At 69.8% G+C, this 16,598-nt stretch carries 13 protein-coding genes and 1 riboswitch; of the genes, 6 read left to right on the top strand and 7 right to left on the bottom strand.

Going from position 1 to position 16,598, the window contains the following annotated elements; genetic code table 11:
- The first annotated feature begins 37 nt into the window (after positions 1-37).
- Genes HQ306_RS11530 through HQ306_RS11520 form a run of 3 tightly spaced genes read left to right on the top strand, consistent with a single transcriptional unit; the run spans position 38 to position 3,733 of the window.
- Positions 38-805 carry a TSUP family transporter gene (locus tag HQ306_RS11530; RefSeq protein ID WP_222631166.1) on the top strand — a complete coding sequence of 256 codons (768 nt, stop codon included), beginning with the start codon at positions 38-40 and terminating at the stop codon, positions 803-805.
- A gap of 10 nt (positions 806-815) precedes the next feature.
- Complete coding sequence (locus HQ306_RS11525) at positions 816-2,342, top strand: TldD/PmbA family protein (protein ID WP_222631165.1); 1,527 nt, start codon at positions 816-818, stop codon at positions 2,340-2,342.
- A complete protein-coding gene (locus HQ306_RS11520; RefSeq protein WP_222631164.1) occupies positions 2,339-3,733 on the top strand; it encodes a metallopeptidase TldD-related protein in 1,395 nt (464 codons plus the stop codon). Before HQ306_RS11525 ends, HQ306_RS11520 begins: the two co-directional genes overlap by 4 nt.
- An 8-nt stretch (positions 3,734-3,741) precedes the next feature.
- Here the strand turns inward: HQ306_RS11520 and HQ306_RS11515 are convergent, their stop codons facing one another.
- The 3 genes from HQ306_RS11515 to cobN form a co-directional block, all read right to left on the bottom strand.
- Positions 3,742-5,199, bottom strand: a complete 1,458-nt coding sequence (locus tag HQ306_RS11515; RefSeq protein WP_222631163.1) for an HNH endonuclease signature motif containing protein — start codon at positions 5,197-5,199, stop codon at positions 3,742-3,744.
- 80 nt (positions 5,200-5,279) lie between these two features.
- Positions 5,280-5,660 (bottom strand): PPOX class F420-dependent oxidoreductase, encoded by a 381-nt coding sequence (locus HQ306_RS11510; protein WP_222631154.1) that lies wholly within the window; start codon positions 5,658-5,660, stop codon positions 5,280-5,282.
- 19 nt (positions 5,661-5,679) lie between these two features.
- On the bottom strand, positions 5,680-9,315 hold the full coding sequence (gene cobN / locus HQ306_RS11505; protein WP_222631152.1) for a cobaltochelatase subunit CobN: 3,636 nt from the start codon (positions 9,313-9,315) through the stop codon (positions 5,680-5,682).
- A 57-nt stretch (positions 9,316-9,372) separates the two neighbouring features.
- Positions 9,373-9,437, bottom strand: a riboswitch (cobalamin riboswitch).
- Positions 9,438-9,477: 40 nt separating this feature from the next.
- Here cobN and cobG point away from each other — a divergent pair.
- From cobG to cobJ, 3 genes are all read left to right on the top strand, one after another.
- Positions 9,478-10,611, top strand: coding sequence for a precorrin-3B synthase (gene cobG / locus HQ306_RS11500; protein WP_222631150.1), 1,134 nt, complete (start codon positions 9,478-9,480; stop codon positions 10,609-10,611).
- 328 nt (positions 10,612-10,939) lie between these two features.
- Positions 10,940-11,566 (top strand): precorrin-8X methylmutase, encoded by a 627-nt coding sequence (locus tag HQ306_RS11495; protein ID WP_222631148.1) that lies wholly within the window; start codon positions 10,940-10,942, stop codon positions 11,564-11,566.
- The gene (gene cobJ / locus HQ306_RS11490; protein ID WP_056444552.1) at positions 11,563-13,089 is read left to right on the top strand and encodes a precorrin-3B C(17)-methyltransferase; all 1,527 of its coding nucleotides are present in this window, start codon (positions 11,563-11,565) and stop codon (positions 13,087-13,089) included. Before HQ306_RS11495 ends, cobJ begins: the two co-directional genes overlap by 4 nt.
- Here the strand turns inward: cobJ and HQ306_RS11485 are convergent.
- Genes HQ306_RS11485 through HQ306_RS11470 form a run of 4 tightly spaced genes read right to left on the bottom strand, consistent with a single transcriptional unit; the run spans position 13,018 to position 16,570 of the window.
- The gene (locus HQ306_RS11485) at positions 13,018-13,815 is read right to left on the bottom strand and encodes a cobalt-precorrin-6A reductase (RefSeq protein ID WP_222631146.1); all 798 of its coding nucleotides are present in this window, start codon (positions 13,813-13,815) and stop codon (positions 13,018-13,020) included. The two genes, cobJ and HQ306_RS11485, sit on opposite strands and share 72 nt — an antisense overlap.
- A 27-nt stretch (positions 13,816-13,842) precedes the next feature.
- Positions 13,843-14,592, bottom strand: a complete 750-nt coding sequence (cobM, locus tag HQ306_RS11480) for a precorrin-4 C(11)-methyltransferase (protein ID WP_222631144.1) — start codon at positions 14,590-14,592, stop codon at positions 13,843-13,845.
- Positions 14,589-15,791 carry a precorrin-6y C5,15-methyltransferase (decarboxylating) subunit CbiE gene (cbiE, locus tag HQ306_RS11475; protein WP_222631143.1) on the bottom strand — a complete coding sequence of 401 codons (1,203 nt, stop codon included), beginning with the start codon at positions 15,789-15,791 and terminating at the stop codon, positions 14,589-14,591. Before cbiE ends, cobM begins: the two co-directional genes overlap by 4 nt.
- A complete protein-coding gene (locus tag HQ306_RS11470) occupies positions 15,788-16,570 on the bottom strand; it encodes an SDR family NAD(P)-dependent oxidoreductase (RefSeq protein ID WP_308115431.1) in 783 nt (260 codons plus the stop codon). Before HQ306_RS11470 ends, cbiE begins: the two co-directional genes overlap by 4 nt.
- Positions 16,571-16,598 lie beyond the last annotated feature (28 nt).

The following is a 16,598-nucleotide window of genomic DNA, read 5'->3' as shown; positions in this document are numbered from 1 at the left end:
CGAAGCGTAGCGCGGGAGCTGTGATCGAATGTCCGCCATGGGTGCTGGTGACTGGTCGGTGTTGCTGGCTGCCGCGCTGGCGGCGGGTTGGGTGGACGCCGTGGTCGGTGGCGGCGGGCTCATCCTGCTGCCCGCACTCCTGTTGGTCACGCCGGCGGCCACGACCCAGCAGACGGTGCTGGCCACCAACAAGCTGGCCTCCGTCGCCGGCACCACCGCCGCGGTGCTGACCTTCTCCCGCAAGGTCCCGATGAACTGGCGGCTCCTCGCACCCGCCGGAGTGGTGGCCGCGGTCGGCGCGGCGTTCGGCGCCGCCACGGTCAGTCTCATCGACAAGGACCTCTTCATCCCCATCGTGCTGGTGGTGCTGGTCGGCGTCGCGGTGCTGGTGACGCTGCGCCCCACCGTCGGCGTCGTGGTGGGTGATCCGCCGACGCGCCGCCGCATCACCATCGTGGTGGTGGTGGCCGCCGTCGGCATCGGGTTCTACGACGGCATCCTCGGTCCGGGCACCGGCACCTTCCTCATCATCACGTTCGCCACCCTGCTCGGCACCGAGTTCGTGCGCAGCGCGGCGATGGCGAAGGTGCTGAATCTGGGATCCAACATCGGCGCCCTCCTGTACTTCTCGGCGACCGACGACGTCCTGTGGTTGCTCGGCCTCGCCATGGCCGTCGCGAACGTCGCGGGCTCGCTGGTCGGCTCACGCATGGCGATCTCGCGGGGCGCCGGGTTCGTGCGCATCGTGTTGCTGGTGGTGGTGTTCGCGCTCGTCATCCGACTCGGGTGGCAACAGTTCGGCTAGCGTCACCGATGTGAGAGACGTCGACAGCGATTTCGTCGCCCTGCCACTGCACGCGCTCGCGGACGCGGCGCTGACAGCGGCACGTGCGTCCGGTGCCACGCATGCGGATCTGCGGGTGCATCGACTGCGGACGCAGTCGCTCGCTCTCCGCGACGGCGAGGTGCAGTCGAGTGTCGAGGCGACGACGCTCGGCCTCGCGGTCCGGGTGATCGTCGACGGAACCTGGGGATTCGCGTCCGGTGCGGTGCTGTCGGTGGACGAGGCCGTCTCCGTCACCTCGCGCGCCGTGCTCGTCGCACAGGCGTTGCGCGACCTGAACCGGGATCCCGTCGTGCTCGCCTCCGAGCCGGTGTACGAGAACGTGTCGTGGGTGTCGGACTACGAGATCGATCCCTTCGACGTCCCCACCACCGACAAGGTCGATCTGCTGGGCGAGTACTCCGGCCGTCTGCTGGCCTCGGACGGCGTCGACCACGTGAGTGCTTTCGTGCTGCAGGTCAAGGAGCAGTCGTTCTACGCAGACCTCGCCGGGTCGCGCATCACGCAGCAACGGGTGCGACTCCACCCGCAGATCGACGCCGTGTCCGTCGATTCCGCGTCGGGTGGCTTCGATTCGATGCGCACCCTCGCTCCCCCGACGGGACGTGGCTGGGAGTACCTGACCTCCGACGGGACCGGCGCCGACGGACTGTGGGACTGGGACGACGAACTCTCGCGCATCCCCGACTGGCTCGCCGAGAAGACGAAGGCCCCCGGCGTGGAGCCGGGTCTCACCGATCTGGTGATCGACCCGACCAACCTGTGGCTCACCATCCACGAGTCCATCGGCCACGCCACGGAATATGACCGAGCCATCGGCTACGAGGCCGCCTACGCCGGAACGTCCTTCGCGACGCCCGACCAGCTCGGCACGCTGCGCTACGGCAGTGAGTCGATGCACGTGACCGCCGACCGCACCGAACGCCACGGGTTGTCCAGCATCGGGTGGGACGACGACGGCGTGGCCTCGCAGTCGTGGGATCTGGTGCGCGACGGGGTTCTCGTCGGCTACCAGCTCGACAGGGTGTTCGCCCCCCGCCTCGGGCTCGAGCGGTCGAACGGGTGCTCGTACGCGGACTCGCCCCACCACGTCCCGATCCAGCGGATGGCCAACGTCTCGCTGCAACCGGACCCGCACGTCGATCGCAGCGTGGACGATCTCATCGCCGACGTCGAGCACGGCGTCTATGTGGTGGGCGACAAGTCGTGGTCGATCGACATGCAGCGCTACAACTTCCAGTTCACCGGCCAGCGCTTCTTCCGCATCGAGAACGGGGCTCTCGCGGGCCAGGTCCGGGACCTGGCGTACCAGGCGACGACCACCGATTTCTGGGGCTCGATGGAGGCGGTGGGCGGACCGTCCACGTGGCGTCTGGGCGGCGCGTTCAACTGCGGCAAGGCGCAGCCCGGTCAGGTGGCGGCGGTGTCGCACGGCTGCCCCGCTGCTCTCTTCCGTTCGGTCAACGTCCTCAACACACGAACGGAGGCGGGTCGGTGAGCGTCAGCACTCCCCTCGGCGGCCACGATCTGGTGGAGCGTGCGCTGTCGTACGCCACCGTCTCGGACACCGTCGTGATCGTCGCCGACATCTCGGAGGCATCCCTGCGGTGGGCCGGGAACTCGATGACCACCAACGGCGTGGGTGACTCGAGGTCCTGGACCGTCGTCTCGATCGTGCGGGACGGCACGGCGGCGCGGGTGGGAACGGTCTCGTCCACGAGCATGGATCCGGATGATGTCGCCGGCGTCGTGGCAGCCGCCGAGGACGCCGCTCGTGCGGCTCAGCCCGCCACCGATGCGATGCCCCTCGTCGAGGGCGCCCCGACGCCGGACTCCGGCTGGGGCGACGTCCCGCTCCGCACGGGGATCGACGTGTTCGACTCCGTGGTACCGGGCCTGGCGCGGGGATTCGACGGAGCCGATGCGTTGTACGGCTTCGCGCATCACACGGTCCGCACCGTGTGGCTGGGCACGTCCACCGGGGTACGGCGGCGCGTCGTCGAACCTGTCGGGTCGCTCGAGATCAACGGTAAGAGGGGTGGTCTCTCGGGCGGTGCCAGTGCCTGGGTGGGCACCGGTACCCGAGACTTCCGCGACATCGATCTGGATGCGTCCCTGGCCGAACTGACGCGCCGGCTCGACTGGTCCGCCCGGACCGTCGACCTTTCCGCCGGACGCTACGAGACGATCCTCCCACCGTCCGCGGTCGCCGATCTGATGATCGATCTGCTGTGGTCGATGGACGGCCGGGGCGCGCAGGAGGGCCGCACCGCCCTGTCCGCTCCCGGCGGCGGCACCCGCGTCGGTGAGGTGCTCGGACACCTCGGTCTCACGCTGTACTCCGACCCGTCCGAGAACGGCCTCGAGTACGCCCCGTTCGTGGTCACCGGATCCTCGAGCGACGCGGTGTCGGTGTTCGACAACGGAATGGACGCCGGCCGCACCGACTGGATTCGCGACGGTGCAATCACCTCCCTTGCCTACCCACGTTCCGCCGCAGCAGAATTCGGGGCCACACCCACTGTGCCCGGTGACAACCTCGTCATGGTGGGCGGCGCCGGCGGTTCCGTCGACGACCTCGTCGCGCGCACCGAACGCGGACTCTTGTTGACGACCCTCTGGTACATCCGCGAGGTGGACCCGACGACCATGCTCCTCACCGGGTTGACGCGGGACGGCGTCTACCTGGTGGAGGACGGCCGAGTGACTGCTGCCGTGAACAACTTCCGGTTCAACGAGAGCCCGCTCGACATCCTGCGCCGCGCGACAGAGGCGGGTACGACCGTTCCCACCCTGCCGCGTGAGTGGTCGGACTGGTTCACCCGCGCAGCGATGCCCCCGATGCGGATCCCCGACTTCCACATGTCGTCCGTGAGCGCGGCCCAGTAGGAGGGGCCTCACTCGCCGGGTGCGGTGAAGTAGTCGGTGCCGTGCGAGTCGCGGACATGGACGATCCCGTCCCGGAGCATGCGGTGGTGCCACTGCCGCCGGGTCTTCAGGCCGTGGTGCCGACGACACAGCGGCGTGAGGTTGCCTGTGACGGTCCAGCCGCCTCTCCGGGGGTCGGTGTGGTCGAACGGGACCACGTGGTCGAGGTCGCAGTCCGCACTCGGCACAGCACACCCCGGATGGATGCATGTCGGATACAGGGCTGTCATCAGGGCGGCGATCGCCTCGGACGGCCGGTACGTCAACGCCCCGGCCGGGGGTACGGCGAATCCCCCATGTCCGTCGGGGTCTGCGACGGCACGGTCCAACGCCGATGGTGCGAGCGTGCGGAGGTACTCGACCTGCTCCCTGACTTTGCGGGCTGTCGTGCTGCCCAGTTTCCCCTTGATGGGGGTCCACCCCGCGGGCATGCGGCGGGTGCGGCGGACTTCCCGCCCGGCGGCGGGCACAGGCGGGCCCGGTGGTTCGGAGTCGGTCGGTGGGTCGTGCTCCGGGCATCGGCAGCTGCACCCCGCCCGCGGTTCAGTTCCGCCAGCTGCGGTGATGAGTGCTTGCCACGTCGCATCCTCGGCGATCCTCCGTGCAGTGTCCGCAGGAACCGGACCCCAACCCATGAGATGCCCGGGTTCCCCCGCCAACCCCGCCGCCGTGGCCGCGTCGAGCACGATCACCGCGGTGGCCTCGGTACGGGCGACCGTCTCCCGCTGTTCGCAGTCCTGGCCAGCACATTCACACGCGACAGCTCCGCCGGCGAGCACCGCGTGCGCTGCATCGAACAACCGCGCGGACAGCGGCCGCGGATCCGTCGCGCACACCCCACGCGCCGCCGACACGATCGCCCGCCACATCGCCGCGACCTGCTCCGCCGGGCCACGAATCGTCAGCTCCGCCTGACCGCGCGGGAGCTTCCGCACCGTTGCCGACCGCTCCCGCGTCGCCCGTTCACGCGCTTCCCGGTGCCACTGCGCGTCGAACTCCGCGAGGATCCGGTCGACCGCCGCTGCCACCGCACCCGGAGTGCACCTCGACGCGGCAGCGATCACCCGCTGCAGCAGCGCTTCGGTGGCGTTCGGAACCCCGGCCACCGACCGGCACACCGTCCGGAACGCCGCATACGCCAACCGGCCCGCATCGAACGCCTCCGCCACCGCAGGATGCGCGGTGCGGGTCAGGAACAGCCACTCGGTCACCGTGCGCGTCGACACCGACAACGCCGCCGCGACCTCCGCCACCGCACAGATCTCAGCAGCCTCCGCGTCGAACACCCCACCCGGACCGAGCACCGCCGGCCGACGCGACGACTCCTGCACGTACGCACACGACGCCCACACGGTCCGGGCGAACGACGCCTGGGCGTCGACCTTCGCCGACACCACCACATCCGTCGAAACCACTGTGTCGTACACGAATTCACCCCCGGTGATGCCCCGATCAGACCGCCCCCCGACGACCTGACCACACAGTAACCGACACCACCGACACGGAATCAGGCCGCGCGCAACGCCAACCCGACGGTGCTGCTCTTACCCTTGAAGAGCGAGCTCATCGTCACCACGATGCGGCCGGTGATGCCGTACTTCTCGATCACCACGTCGCGGGTACGCGCGGTGCCTGCGTCGTCCAGCACCTCGGCGACAGCGTCCATGGCCGGGCCCACGTTCTTTCCACTGCGGTCGCAGGTCGCGACCGTGACGCGCGGCGTGTTGCGGATCCGCTTGACCTTCCACGACTCCCGTTGCGTCCACATGAGGAGCCGGTCCCCGTCGAGCGCCGCCCAGATGGGTGTCGGCTTGGGGGTGCCGTCCTTGGTGAATGTGGTCAGGAGGACGTACTTCGCGGTGCCGACGTCACCGAACGGGTTGCTCATACGAGACAGGATAGGCCGGTCAGTCGCCCTCGAGCTCGCCTTCGCTCTCGAGGTAGGCCGCACGGAGGTCCGCGAGCACTGCCGGGTCCGGTTCCGCCCACATGCCGCGTTCCACGGCCTCGAGCAGTCGCTCGGAGATTCCGTGCAGCGCCCAGGGATTGGACGTCGACATGAACTTCCGATTGGTCTCGTCGAGGACGTACTCCTGCGTGAGCTTCTCGTACATCCAGTCCTGCACGACTCCCGTGGTGGCGTCGTACCCGAACAGGTAGTCGACCGTCGCGGCCATCTCGAATGCGCCCTTGTACCCGTGCCGCCGCATCGCGTCCATCCAGCGCGGGTTGACGACGCGCGCACGGAACACGCGGGACGTCTCCTCGTGCAGCGTGCGGGTGCGCACCGATTCCGGGCGGGTGCTGTCGCCGATGTACGCCTCGGGAGACGTGCCGGTGAGCGCACGCACGGTCGCCACCATGCCGCCGTGGTACTGGAAGTAGTCGTCGGAGTCGGCGATGTCGTGCTCGCGGGTGTCGGTGTTCTTCGCCGCCACCGCGATGCGCCGGTAGGACGAACGCATGTCGTCCGCTGCCGGGACGCCGTTCAGTCCGCGGCCGTACGCGAAGCCGCCCCACGTCGTGTAGACCTGCGCCAGATCCTCGTCACTGCGCCAGCTCTTGCTGTCGATCAACTGCAGCAGTCCGGCGCCGTACGTGCCGGGCTTGGATCCGAAGATGCGGGTGGTGGCTCGGCGGTCGTCGCCGTGCTCCGCGAGATCGGCCTGTGCGTGCGCACGCACATAGTTCTGCTCGTCGGTCTCGTCCAGGCCCGCGACCATGCGGACGGCGTCGTCCATCATCGCGAGCACGTGCGGGAATGCGTCGCGGAAGAAGCCGGAGATGCGGACCGTCACGTCGATACGCGGCCGTTTCAGCTCGTCCAGAGCGATCGGTTCGAGGTGCGTGACGCGGCGCGACGCCTCGTCCCACACGGGCAGCACGCCGAGCAGTGCGAACACCTCGGCCACGTCGTCACCCGAGGTACGCATGGCGCTGGTCCCCCACACCGACAACCCGACAGAGCGCGGGTACTCGCCGTGATCCTGCAGGTAGCGGGCCACGAGCGACTCGGCCATCGCCTGGCCGGTCTCCCACGCGAGCCGCGACGGCACCGCCTTGGGGTCGACCGAGTAGAAGTTGCGGCCGGTCGGCAGCACATTGATGAGTCCACGCAGCGGCGACCCGCTGGGACCGGCCGGGATGAATCCGCCGTTCAGCGCATGCAGTACACGGTCGATCTCCTGGTCGGTTCCGCGCAGACGGGGAACCACCTCGGTGGCCGCGAAGCGGAGGATCTCGGCGACGGTGTCGGGCAGTCCCGCGGTGATGCCGTCGACGGCGTCCACCGACCAGTCGGCGCGGTGCAGTGCCGCAACGAGACCACGTGCCTGCTCCTCTACGGCATCGACCGACGTACGGGCCTCGTCGCCGTCCTCGCTGAGACCCAATGCTTCCCGCAGACCCGGAACGGTGCGCTCCCCACCCCACATCTGACGGGCCCGCAGCATGGCAAGCACGAGGTCGACCTCCGCCTCACCGCGCGGAGCCTGCCCGAGGACGTGGAGCCCGTCGCGGATCTGCACGTCCTTGATCTCGCACAGCCAGCCGTCGACGTGCAGCAGCATGTCGTCGAACACCTCTTCGTCGGGGCGTTCCTCCAGGCCGAGGTCCTTGTGCATCTGGGCCGCGGTCATGAGCGTCCAGATCTGCTGACGGATTGCCGGCAGCTTCGCCGGGTCCAGAGTCGAGATGTTGGAGTGCTCGTCGAGCAACTGCTCGAGGCGGGTGATGTCGCCGTAGCTCTCGGCGCGGGCCATCGGCGGGATGAGGTGGTCGACGAGAGTCGCGTGCGCGCGGCGCTTGGCCTGTGTCCCCTCACCCGGGTCGTTGACCAGGAACGGGTAGATCAGTGGCAGATCGCCCAACGCGGCGTCGGTGCCGCATGAAGCGGACATGCCGAGAGTCTTGCCGGGCAACCACTCGAGGTTGCCGTGCTTGCCGAGGTGCACGACGGCGTCCGCGGCGAAACCGCCGTCCTCCTCCGGGGCCGCGAGCCAGCGGTAAGCGGCGAGGTAGTGGTGGCTGGGGGGAAGATCCGGATCGTGGTAGATCGCCACGGGGTTCTCGCCGAACCCGCGAGGCGGCTGCACCATGAGGACGACGTTGGAGAACCGCAGTGCGGCGATGACGATCTCGCCCTCCGGATCCGCTGAACGGTCGACGTACAGCTCGCCCGGTGCCTCGCCCCAGTGTTCGACGACGCCGGATCGCAGGTCCTCCGGCAGCGTGTCGAACCAGTGTCGGTAGCGCGCGGCCGAGATACGGATGGGGTTGCCCTCGAGCTGCTCGGCGGTGAGCCAGTCGGCGTCCTGCCCACCGGCGGCGATGAGCGCGTGGATGAGGGCGTCGCCGTCCTGCGCGGCGAGGCCGGGCACCGCGTCGTCACCGTCGACGGGTCCGATGTCGTAGCCCAACTCGCGCATCCGCGTCAGCAGACCGATCGCCGACGCCGGGGTGTCGAGTCCGACGGCGTTGCCGATGCGGGCGTGCTTGGTCGGGTACGCGGACAGCATCAGCGCGATGCGCTTGTCGGCTGCGGGAATTCGGCGCAGTCGAGCATGCCGGACCGCGATGCCGGCGACACGCGCACAGCGCTCGTGGTCGGGTACGTACGTGCTGAGGCCGTCGGCGTCGATCTCCTTGAACGAGAACGGCACCGTGATGATGCGACCGTCGAACTCGGGCACCGCGACCTGGGTCGCGACGTCCAGCGGGGACATGCCGTCGTCGTTCGCGTCCCACATCGCGCGGGAGCTGGTGAGGCACAGGCCCTGCAGGATCGGCACGTCGAGCGCGGCGAGCTCGGCGACGTCCCAGGCCTCGTCGTCGCCACCGGCGCCCACGTTGGCGGGACGGGTTCCGCCGGCCGCGAGCACGGTGACCACCATGGAGTCGGCTTCGCGCAACGCCTCGAGCAGTTCGGGTTCCGCGCTGCGCAGCGACGCACAGTAGATCGGGAGCGCGCGGGCGCCCTTCGCCTCGATGGCGTCGCACAGGGCATGGATGTAGTCGACGTTGCCCGCGAGGTGCTGGGCTCGGTAGTACAGGACGGCGATCGTGGGCTCTGCCCCCGTGCGCCTTTCGCGTACCTCTGGATGCGCAAAAGGCGCACGGGTGCGCAGCACACCCCACGTCGGGAGATGGGCGGGCGGCTCGAATCCGTGACCGGTGAGCAGAACGGTGTCCGACAGGAACCACGACAGCTCGCGGAGGTTGTCCGCGCCACCCTCGGCCAGGTACTGGTGCGCCTGCGCAGCGACATTCGCCGGCACTGTCGACAGTTCCATCAACTCGGCATCAGGAGCCTGCTCGCCGCCCAGCATGACCACCGGAACGGGGCCGCGGAGCACCGCGTCGATACCGCTCTCCCACATCCGGCGCCCGCCGAGAATGCGCACGACCACCAGGTCGACACCGTCCATGAGCGTCGGCAGATCGGCGTCGACGAGGATGCGGGACGGGTTGGCCCAGCGGTACTCGGCGCCGGACGCACGTGCGCTCAGCAGGTCGGTGTCGGATGTCGAGAGCAGCAAGATCACGGTGGTGGAGCCTTCCCTGGGGTTTTCGCGCCCCGTCGGCGTCGGTGTGCACCCCAGGTCTGACTTCTCCGGAGACGCTGGAGTCACAGTGGCGCGACCGCGCCGGAGTCTCACCGGCTTCCGGGGTGCTTCGCGATGATCGTACGTCGTAGCCTGGACTGCATGAGTGATGCCGGGGACAGGACCAGACGGGACGCCTGCCCCGGGGCGCTCCAACTGCACGAGGCGAAGGACGGCTTGCTGGCTCGGGTGCGTCTGCCCGGCGGCGCGCTCAGCGCCGAGCAGATGGGTGTGCTCGCGGCGGCGTCGACAGATTTGTCCGACGGTGAGTTGGTGCTCACCTCCCGGGGGAACGTCCAGCTCCGCGCGGTACGCGATCCCGACGACCTGGCCGACCGGCTCGCGGCCGCGGGACTTCTGCCGTCGGAGACCCACGAGCGGGTCCGCAACATCCTGGCGTCGCCACTCTCGGGTCGTCTCGGCGGAACGGCCGACGTCCGCGACCTGGTGTCCTCGCTGGACACCTCGCTCACGAGTGATCCTGAGCTGGCCGACCTGCCGGGTCGGGTGCTCTTCTCGGTCGACGACGGCCGCGGCGATGTGACGGGTTTCGGCGCCGACATCGGCGTCCACGCCGTCGACGAGGACGCCTTCGCCCTCATCCTCGCGGGCGCCGACAGCGGCGTCCGGGTCCCGCGGGCCGACGCGGTCGCGGTGATGCTCGACGCGGCACGCGGGTTCCGCCGCGAGCGGCAGGGGCACTGGCGCATCGCGGAGATGCCGAACGGCGTGGAGGCTGTGCTCGGTCACGTCGATCACGCTGTCGGCGACCACCCTCGGGTCGCCGTCGAGACGTCGGTGGAGCCGCCGATCGGATGGTTCGTGCAGGACGACGCCACCGTCGCGCTCGGTGCCGCACTCGCCCACGGCGTGCTGCCGGCCCGCACCGCCCTCTTCCTCGCGGCGGTCGAGAAGCCGATCCACGTCACGCCGTGGCGCGGCATCGTGCTCCTCGATCTCGACGAGGGCGTCGCCGAGCAGGTCGTGCGTGTGTTGGCCCCGATGGGCCTGATCTTCGACGCGGAGTCACCGTGGGTGCGGGCCAGCTCGTGCGTCGGCTCTCCCGGCTGCGCGAAGTCGCACTCCGACGTGCGCGCCGATCTCGACGTCGCCGTGGAGAACGGCGAGGTGGGCGACGGCCGGGAGCACTGGGTCGGGTGTGAGCGCCGATGTGGCCGACCCCGCGGTGAGGTCACCGACGTGGTCGCGAACGAGAGCGGTTACCAGCGCTCCTGAGCCGCCTGCATCCGATCAGGAGCCCGGTGCGGTCACGATCAGGTAAGTACAGCGCGGCACCGATGGTCAGTATCTGTTGGCCCGGGAAGGCGTAGTTGTCGACCAGCCAGTGGCCGGCGAGGTCGAACAGATCGCTCGGAAACATGGTTCGGCTCCGTTCTCGTCGACGACCCCGCGGTCGTTCGTCTCGGCAACGTTACGGACGATGCAGCGCGACCGGAACAGACCGAGCGTCACGATTCGGTGTCGATCCGTGGTGCCTCTCCCCCGTGCCGCGGCGCCGGACCCTGGCCGACCGCGGCGCGTCATCGCTCCCTATCGTGGAGCCATGCACGACTACATTCGCGACGGCGACGAGATCTACCGGCGCTCCTTCGCGACCATTCGCGAGGAAGCCGATCTGTCGGCCTTCTCCGACGATGTGGCCCAGGTCGTCGTGCGCATGATCCATGCCTGCGGCGAGGTGAATCTCGCACAGTCGATCGCGTCCACACCCGACGTCGTGGCCAAGGGTCGCGCGGCACTCCGCGCCGGGGCCCCGGTGCTGTGCGACGCGACGATGGTCGCGTCCGGCATCACCCGTCGACGGCTTCCAGCCGACAACGAGGTGATCTGCACCCTCAACGCACCGGACGTCCCGGAGATGGCGCGCGAGCGCGGCACCACCAGAACGGCCGCAGCGGTAGATCTGTGGGTCGACCACCTCGACGGCGCCGTCGTCGCGATCGGCAACGCACCCACCGCACTGTTCCGGCTCATGGAGTTGATCCAGCAGGGCGCTCCGCGCCCGTCCGCGATCCTGGGTGGGCCCGTGGGCTTCATCGGCGCCGCGGAGTCGAAGGACGATCTCGTCGCCTCCGTTCTCGGCCTCGACCACCTGCTCGTCCTCGGCCGCCGCGGTGGCAGCGCCATCGCCGCAGCCGCCGTCAATGCCATTGCGACGGAACGCGAATGAGCGGCAAGCTCTGGGGTGTCGGTATCGGCCCGGGTGATCCGGAGCTGGTGACGGTCAAAGCCGCGCGGGTCATCACCGCCGCCGACGTCGTCGCCTTCCACAGCGCCCGGCACGGCAAGAGCATCTCTCGCCGCACTGCGGAGCCGTACCTGCGCGAGGGTCAGATCGAGGAGCACCTGGTCTACCCGGTGACCACGGAAGGCACCGACCACCCCGGCGGGTACGACGGCGCTCTCGCGGACTTCTACGTCGAAGCGTCCGAACGTCTGGCGGCGCACCTCGAGGCCGGTCGCTCGGTCGCGCTGCTCGCCGCCGGCGACCCGATGTTCTACAGCTCGTATCAGCACATGCACGTTCGTCTCGCGCACCGCTTCGACACCGAGGTGATCCCCGGCGTCACGTCGGTCAGTGCGGCGTCCGCGGCGGTCGGGGAACCGCTCGTCGAGGGTGACGAGGTCCTGACCATCCTGCCGGGGACCCTGCCCCGCGCTGAACTCACGCGGCGACTCGAGGACACCGACTCCGCCGCGATCCTCAAGCTGGGCCGCACGTATCCCGCTGTGCGCGAAGCCTTGCGCGACAGCGGCATGATCGACCGCGCCCGCTACGTCGAGCGCGCGAGCACCACCGGCGAACGCGTTCTCGCCGCCGACGACGCGACGGACGTTCCGTACTTCTCCATCGCCGTGGTCTCGAGCCCGTCCTACGTGGTCAGCGAACCCGCTGCGTCGGGCGAGGTGGTGGTCGTCGGATTGGGTCCGGGCTCGGCCGAGTGGACCACGCCGGAGGTGCGCGGCGAGCTGCTCCGCGCCACCGATCTCGTGGGCTACACCACCTACATCGACCGGGTGCCCGTTCGAGCCGGCCAGCGTCGACACGCGAGTGACAACCGAGTCGAATCGGAACGGGCCGAGATGGCACTCGATCTCGCGTCTCGCGGCGGTCGGGTCGTCGTCGTGTCCTCCGGCGATCCCGGCGTGTTCGCCATGGCCGCAGCGGTTCTCGAGGTGGCGGCGCAGGACCGATGGCGCCACGTTCCCGTGCGCGTCTGCCCCGGGGTCACGGCCGCCAACGCGGTCGCGAGCCGCGTCGGCGCTCCCCTGGGCCACGACTATGCCGTTCTGTCCCTGTCCGATCGCCTCAAGCCGTGGGACGTGGTCGAGCGCCGCATCCGCGCGATCGCGGCGGCCGACATGGCGTTCGCCGTCTACAACCCGGCCTCGCGCTCGCGGACCTGGCAGGTGGAGGCGCTGAAGACGCTCGTGCTCGAGCACCGTGGCCCGGACACTCCCGTCGTCGTGGGCCGCGACGTCTCGGGACCCGAGGAATCGGTGACCGTCGTCCGGCTCGGGGATCTCGACCCGGCCACGATCGACATGCGCTGTCTGCTCATCGTCGGAGCGTCCACCACGACGGTCGATCACACCGCGGACGGCCCGCGGGTATTCACGTCACGGCGTTACGACACCGTCGATCCCATCGCCCGCGTCGGGAGCGGCGCGGGGAGTGCGTCGCTTCAGTAACCAGGTCACGCACTTGTCGGCTGTCGGCACCACGGGAACGTCGTCCTGAACGGGCGGCCGTTCCACCATGACGACGGGGATGCCGCGCTCGCGGGCGGCCTGAAGCTTGGCCGACGTGAGCTTGCCGCCGCTGTTCTTGCTCACCACCACGTCGATGCGGTGCTCGTCCAACAGCTCGCGCTCGCCCTCGAGGTCGAACGGCCCGCGTGACTCCAGAATGCTCGAGTGCGCGGGGACCTCGCCCTCGGGCGGATCGATGCACCGCACGATGAAGTGCCGGTCGTCCAGGGACGCGAAGTGGTGCACGCCCTGTCGGCCGATGGTGAGCAGGACGCGGGCGAGAGCGGGTCGGTCGGCGAGTGCCTGCGCTGCCGCCGGCATCGACGGCACCGTGATCCAGTCGTCCTCGGCCAGCGGGCTCCACGGCGCGCGACGCACCAGCACCAGCGGCACGTCGGCCGCCGTGCAGACCTCGACCGCGTGCGCCGTCATCGTCGCGGCGTAGGGATGCGTGGCGTCGACGACGTGCGTCACCTCGTGCTCCGTGATCCACTCGCGCAGACCGTCCACTCCACCGAAGCCGCCGATCCGCACCTCCCCCACCGGGAGCACGGGATCGGCCACTCGGCCGGCGAGCGAGGAGGTCACGGTGGTGCCGTGCAGTCCGTCCAGCTTGATCGCGAGCTGACGTGCTTCGGACGTGCCACCGAGAACCAGAACATGCATTGGGGCGACCTTACCGGCCCCGGACGGTCAGTGATCGAGCCGTCGCCGGGCCGCCGAGTACAGGAAGCTGTCCGGGAAGCCTTGGGCCGACAAGACGCGGCCCACGACCACGACCGCCGTCTTGACGATGCCCGCCGCCACCGTCGCGTCCGCGAGATCGGCCAGGGTGCCCCGCACGATCACCTCGTCCGCGCGGCTGGCGAAGGCCACCACCGCTGCGGGACAGTCGGATCCGTAGTGCGGCACGAGTTGCTCGGTGATGCTGTGGATCTGGCGCGCACCGAGATGAATGACCAGTGTCGCCCCGCTCCGTGCCAACGTGGGCAGATCCTCGCCGTCGGGCATGGCCGTCGACAACGTCGACACCCGCGTCAGCACCACGCTCTGCGAGATCCCGGGCACGGTGAGTTCGCGACCCAGCGCGGCCGCAGCCGCGGCGAACGCCGGAACACCCGGCACGATCTCGTAGTCCACGCCCGCCGCGTCGAGCCGTCGCGCCTGCTCGGCGACGGCGCTGTACAGCGACGGATCGCCGGAGTGCACGCGGGCGACGTCGAGGCCGTCACACGAGGCGGTGACGAGTTCGTCGACGATCGCGTCGAGCGTCATGCGAGCGGTGTTCACGACGCGGGCGTCTGCCGGGCACGTGTCGAGCAGTTCGCGTGGCACCAGCGACCCGGCGTACAGGCAGACCGGGCTCGACGCGATGATGCGGGCTGCGCGGACGGTCACGAGATCGGCTGCACCGGGTCCCGCGCCGACGAATCTGACGGTCACGCTGTCTCCTTCTCGTTCTTCGCGACGCTCCACTGCGTCACCGGCATCTGCGGACGCCACCCGGTGAATCCGCCGAGCGGTTCGCCGCGATGCACCTGCAGTCGTCGCAGCAGACCACCGTGCCGCTGATACCACTGCAGGAGAAGCGATTCCGACTCGGCGGTGACGGCATTGGCCACCAGCCGCCCACCCTCGGGCAGGGCGTCCCAGCAGGCGTCCATCACTCCGGGTTGCGTCGCGCCGCCCCCGACGAACACGGCGTCGGGTTCGGGCGCACCGGACAAGGAATCGGGTGCCGCGCCGCGGACGACGAGCGACGGAACGCCCAGGGCGACAGCATTGGTCCGGATGGTGGCGGATCTGGACTCGACGCGCTCGAACGCGATCGCGGAACATGCCGGATGCGTGCGCATCCATTCGATCGCGATGCTTCCCGACCCGCCGCCGACGTCCCACAGACGTTCACCCGGTGAGGGCGCGAGGGCGCTGAGAGTCAGCGCCCTGACCTCGCGTTTGGTCAGCTGACCGTCGCCCACGTAGAGCGCGTCGTCGAGTCCGGGTGCGCGCGAGACGGTGCGGCCCCGCACCTCGAGCGCGACGACGTTCAGTGAGTCGACGTCGCGCGCGTGTACCCAGTCGGTGACGGGCAGCGCACGCACCCGCTCGCGCGGTCCCCCGAGTTGCTCGAGCACGGACATGGCACTGGAGCCGAGGTCGCGGCTCAGCAGCAGAGTCGCGAGTTCGGCTGCGGTGCTCTCGTTCTCGGCGAGCACGAGGACGCGGCGTCGGTGTGTCAGGGCAGGCAGTACGGTCTCGATCGGCCTGTTCACCAGGGACACCACCTCGACGTCGTGGAGCGCCCAGCCGAGACGGGCGCACGCGAGCGACGCCGACGAGGGGTGCGGAAGGACGCGCACCGCATCGGCACCGAGGAGCCGCGTCAACGTCACGCCGATCCCGTGGAACATCGGGTCACCGCTCGCGAGCACGCATCGCCGCGTACCGGCATGCTCGTCCAGGAGACCGGTCAGAGCGGGCAGCATCGGGGTGGGCCACGCGATTCGCCGAGCCGCGGTGCCCGGCACCGCGTCGAGTTGACGCTCGGAGCCGAACAGGACGTCCGCGGATTCGACGGCGTCACGGGAGGTCGGCGACAGCCCGGCCCACCCGTCGGCGCCCACGCCCACGACGTCGATCATCGCGGCATCCGGCGCCAGATCGGACGTGGGAGGACGCGCATCAGAGCGACGAGTAGGCGCAGACGGCCGGGCACCCACACGACGTCGGTCCGCGAGCTCAACGCGCGGACCACCGCGTCGGCCACCTGGCCGGGTGTGCTCGACATCGGTGCGGGAGACATCCCCTCGGTCATCCGGCCGATGACGAAACCCGGTCGGATCAGCAGCAACCGCACACCGGTCCCGTGCAGCGCGTCGGCGAGACCGGACGCGAATCCGTCCAGTCCGGCCTTCGCCGACCCATAGACGTAGTTCGCCTTGCGGACCCGAGCGCCGGCGACGGAAGAGAAGACGACGAGCCGGCCGGATCCCTGCTCGCGCAGCGCCGTCGAGAGATGTGTCAGCATGCTGACCTGCGCCACGTAGTCCGTGTGGACGACGGCCACCGCGTGCGCCGCATCCGTCTCGGCGCGCGTCTGATCGCCGAGGATGCCGAAGGCCAGGACCGCCGTGTCGATCGGCCCGTGAGCCAGAACCGACGTCACGAGACCGTCGTGCGACGCCAGGTCGTCTGCGTCGAACTCGAGCGTCGTCACCCGACTCGCGCCGGCCGCGCGCACTCGATCCGACTCGGCGACCAGATCGTCGGACCGACGGGCGGCGAGGACGACGTGGCGGCCGCGCGCGAGGCGCTCCGCGATCTCGAGACCGATGTCGCTGCGACCACCGAGGAGCAGCAGGATGCCGGTGCTCGACTGGTCGGGTGTGGTCAGGTCACGGCCGGCCGGTGGGTGGGTCACGGCGTCCAGTGTCCTCGATTATCGTGGC

The organism is Rhodococcus sp. BP-160, from assembly GCF_019836205.1.
GTDB lineage: Bacteria > Actinomycetota > Actinomycetes > Mycobacteriales > Mycobacteriaceae > Rhodococcoides.
This window is presented reverse-complemented; position numbering and strand designations above follow the sequence as displayed.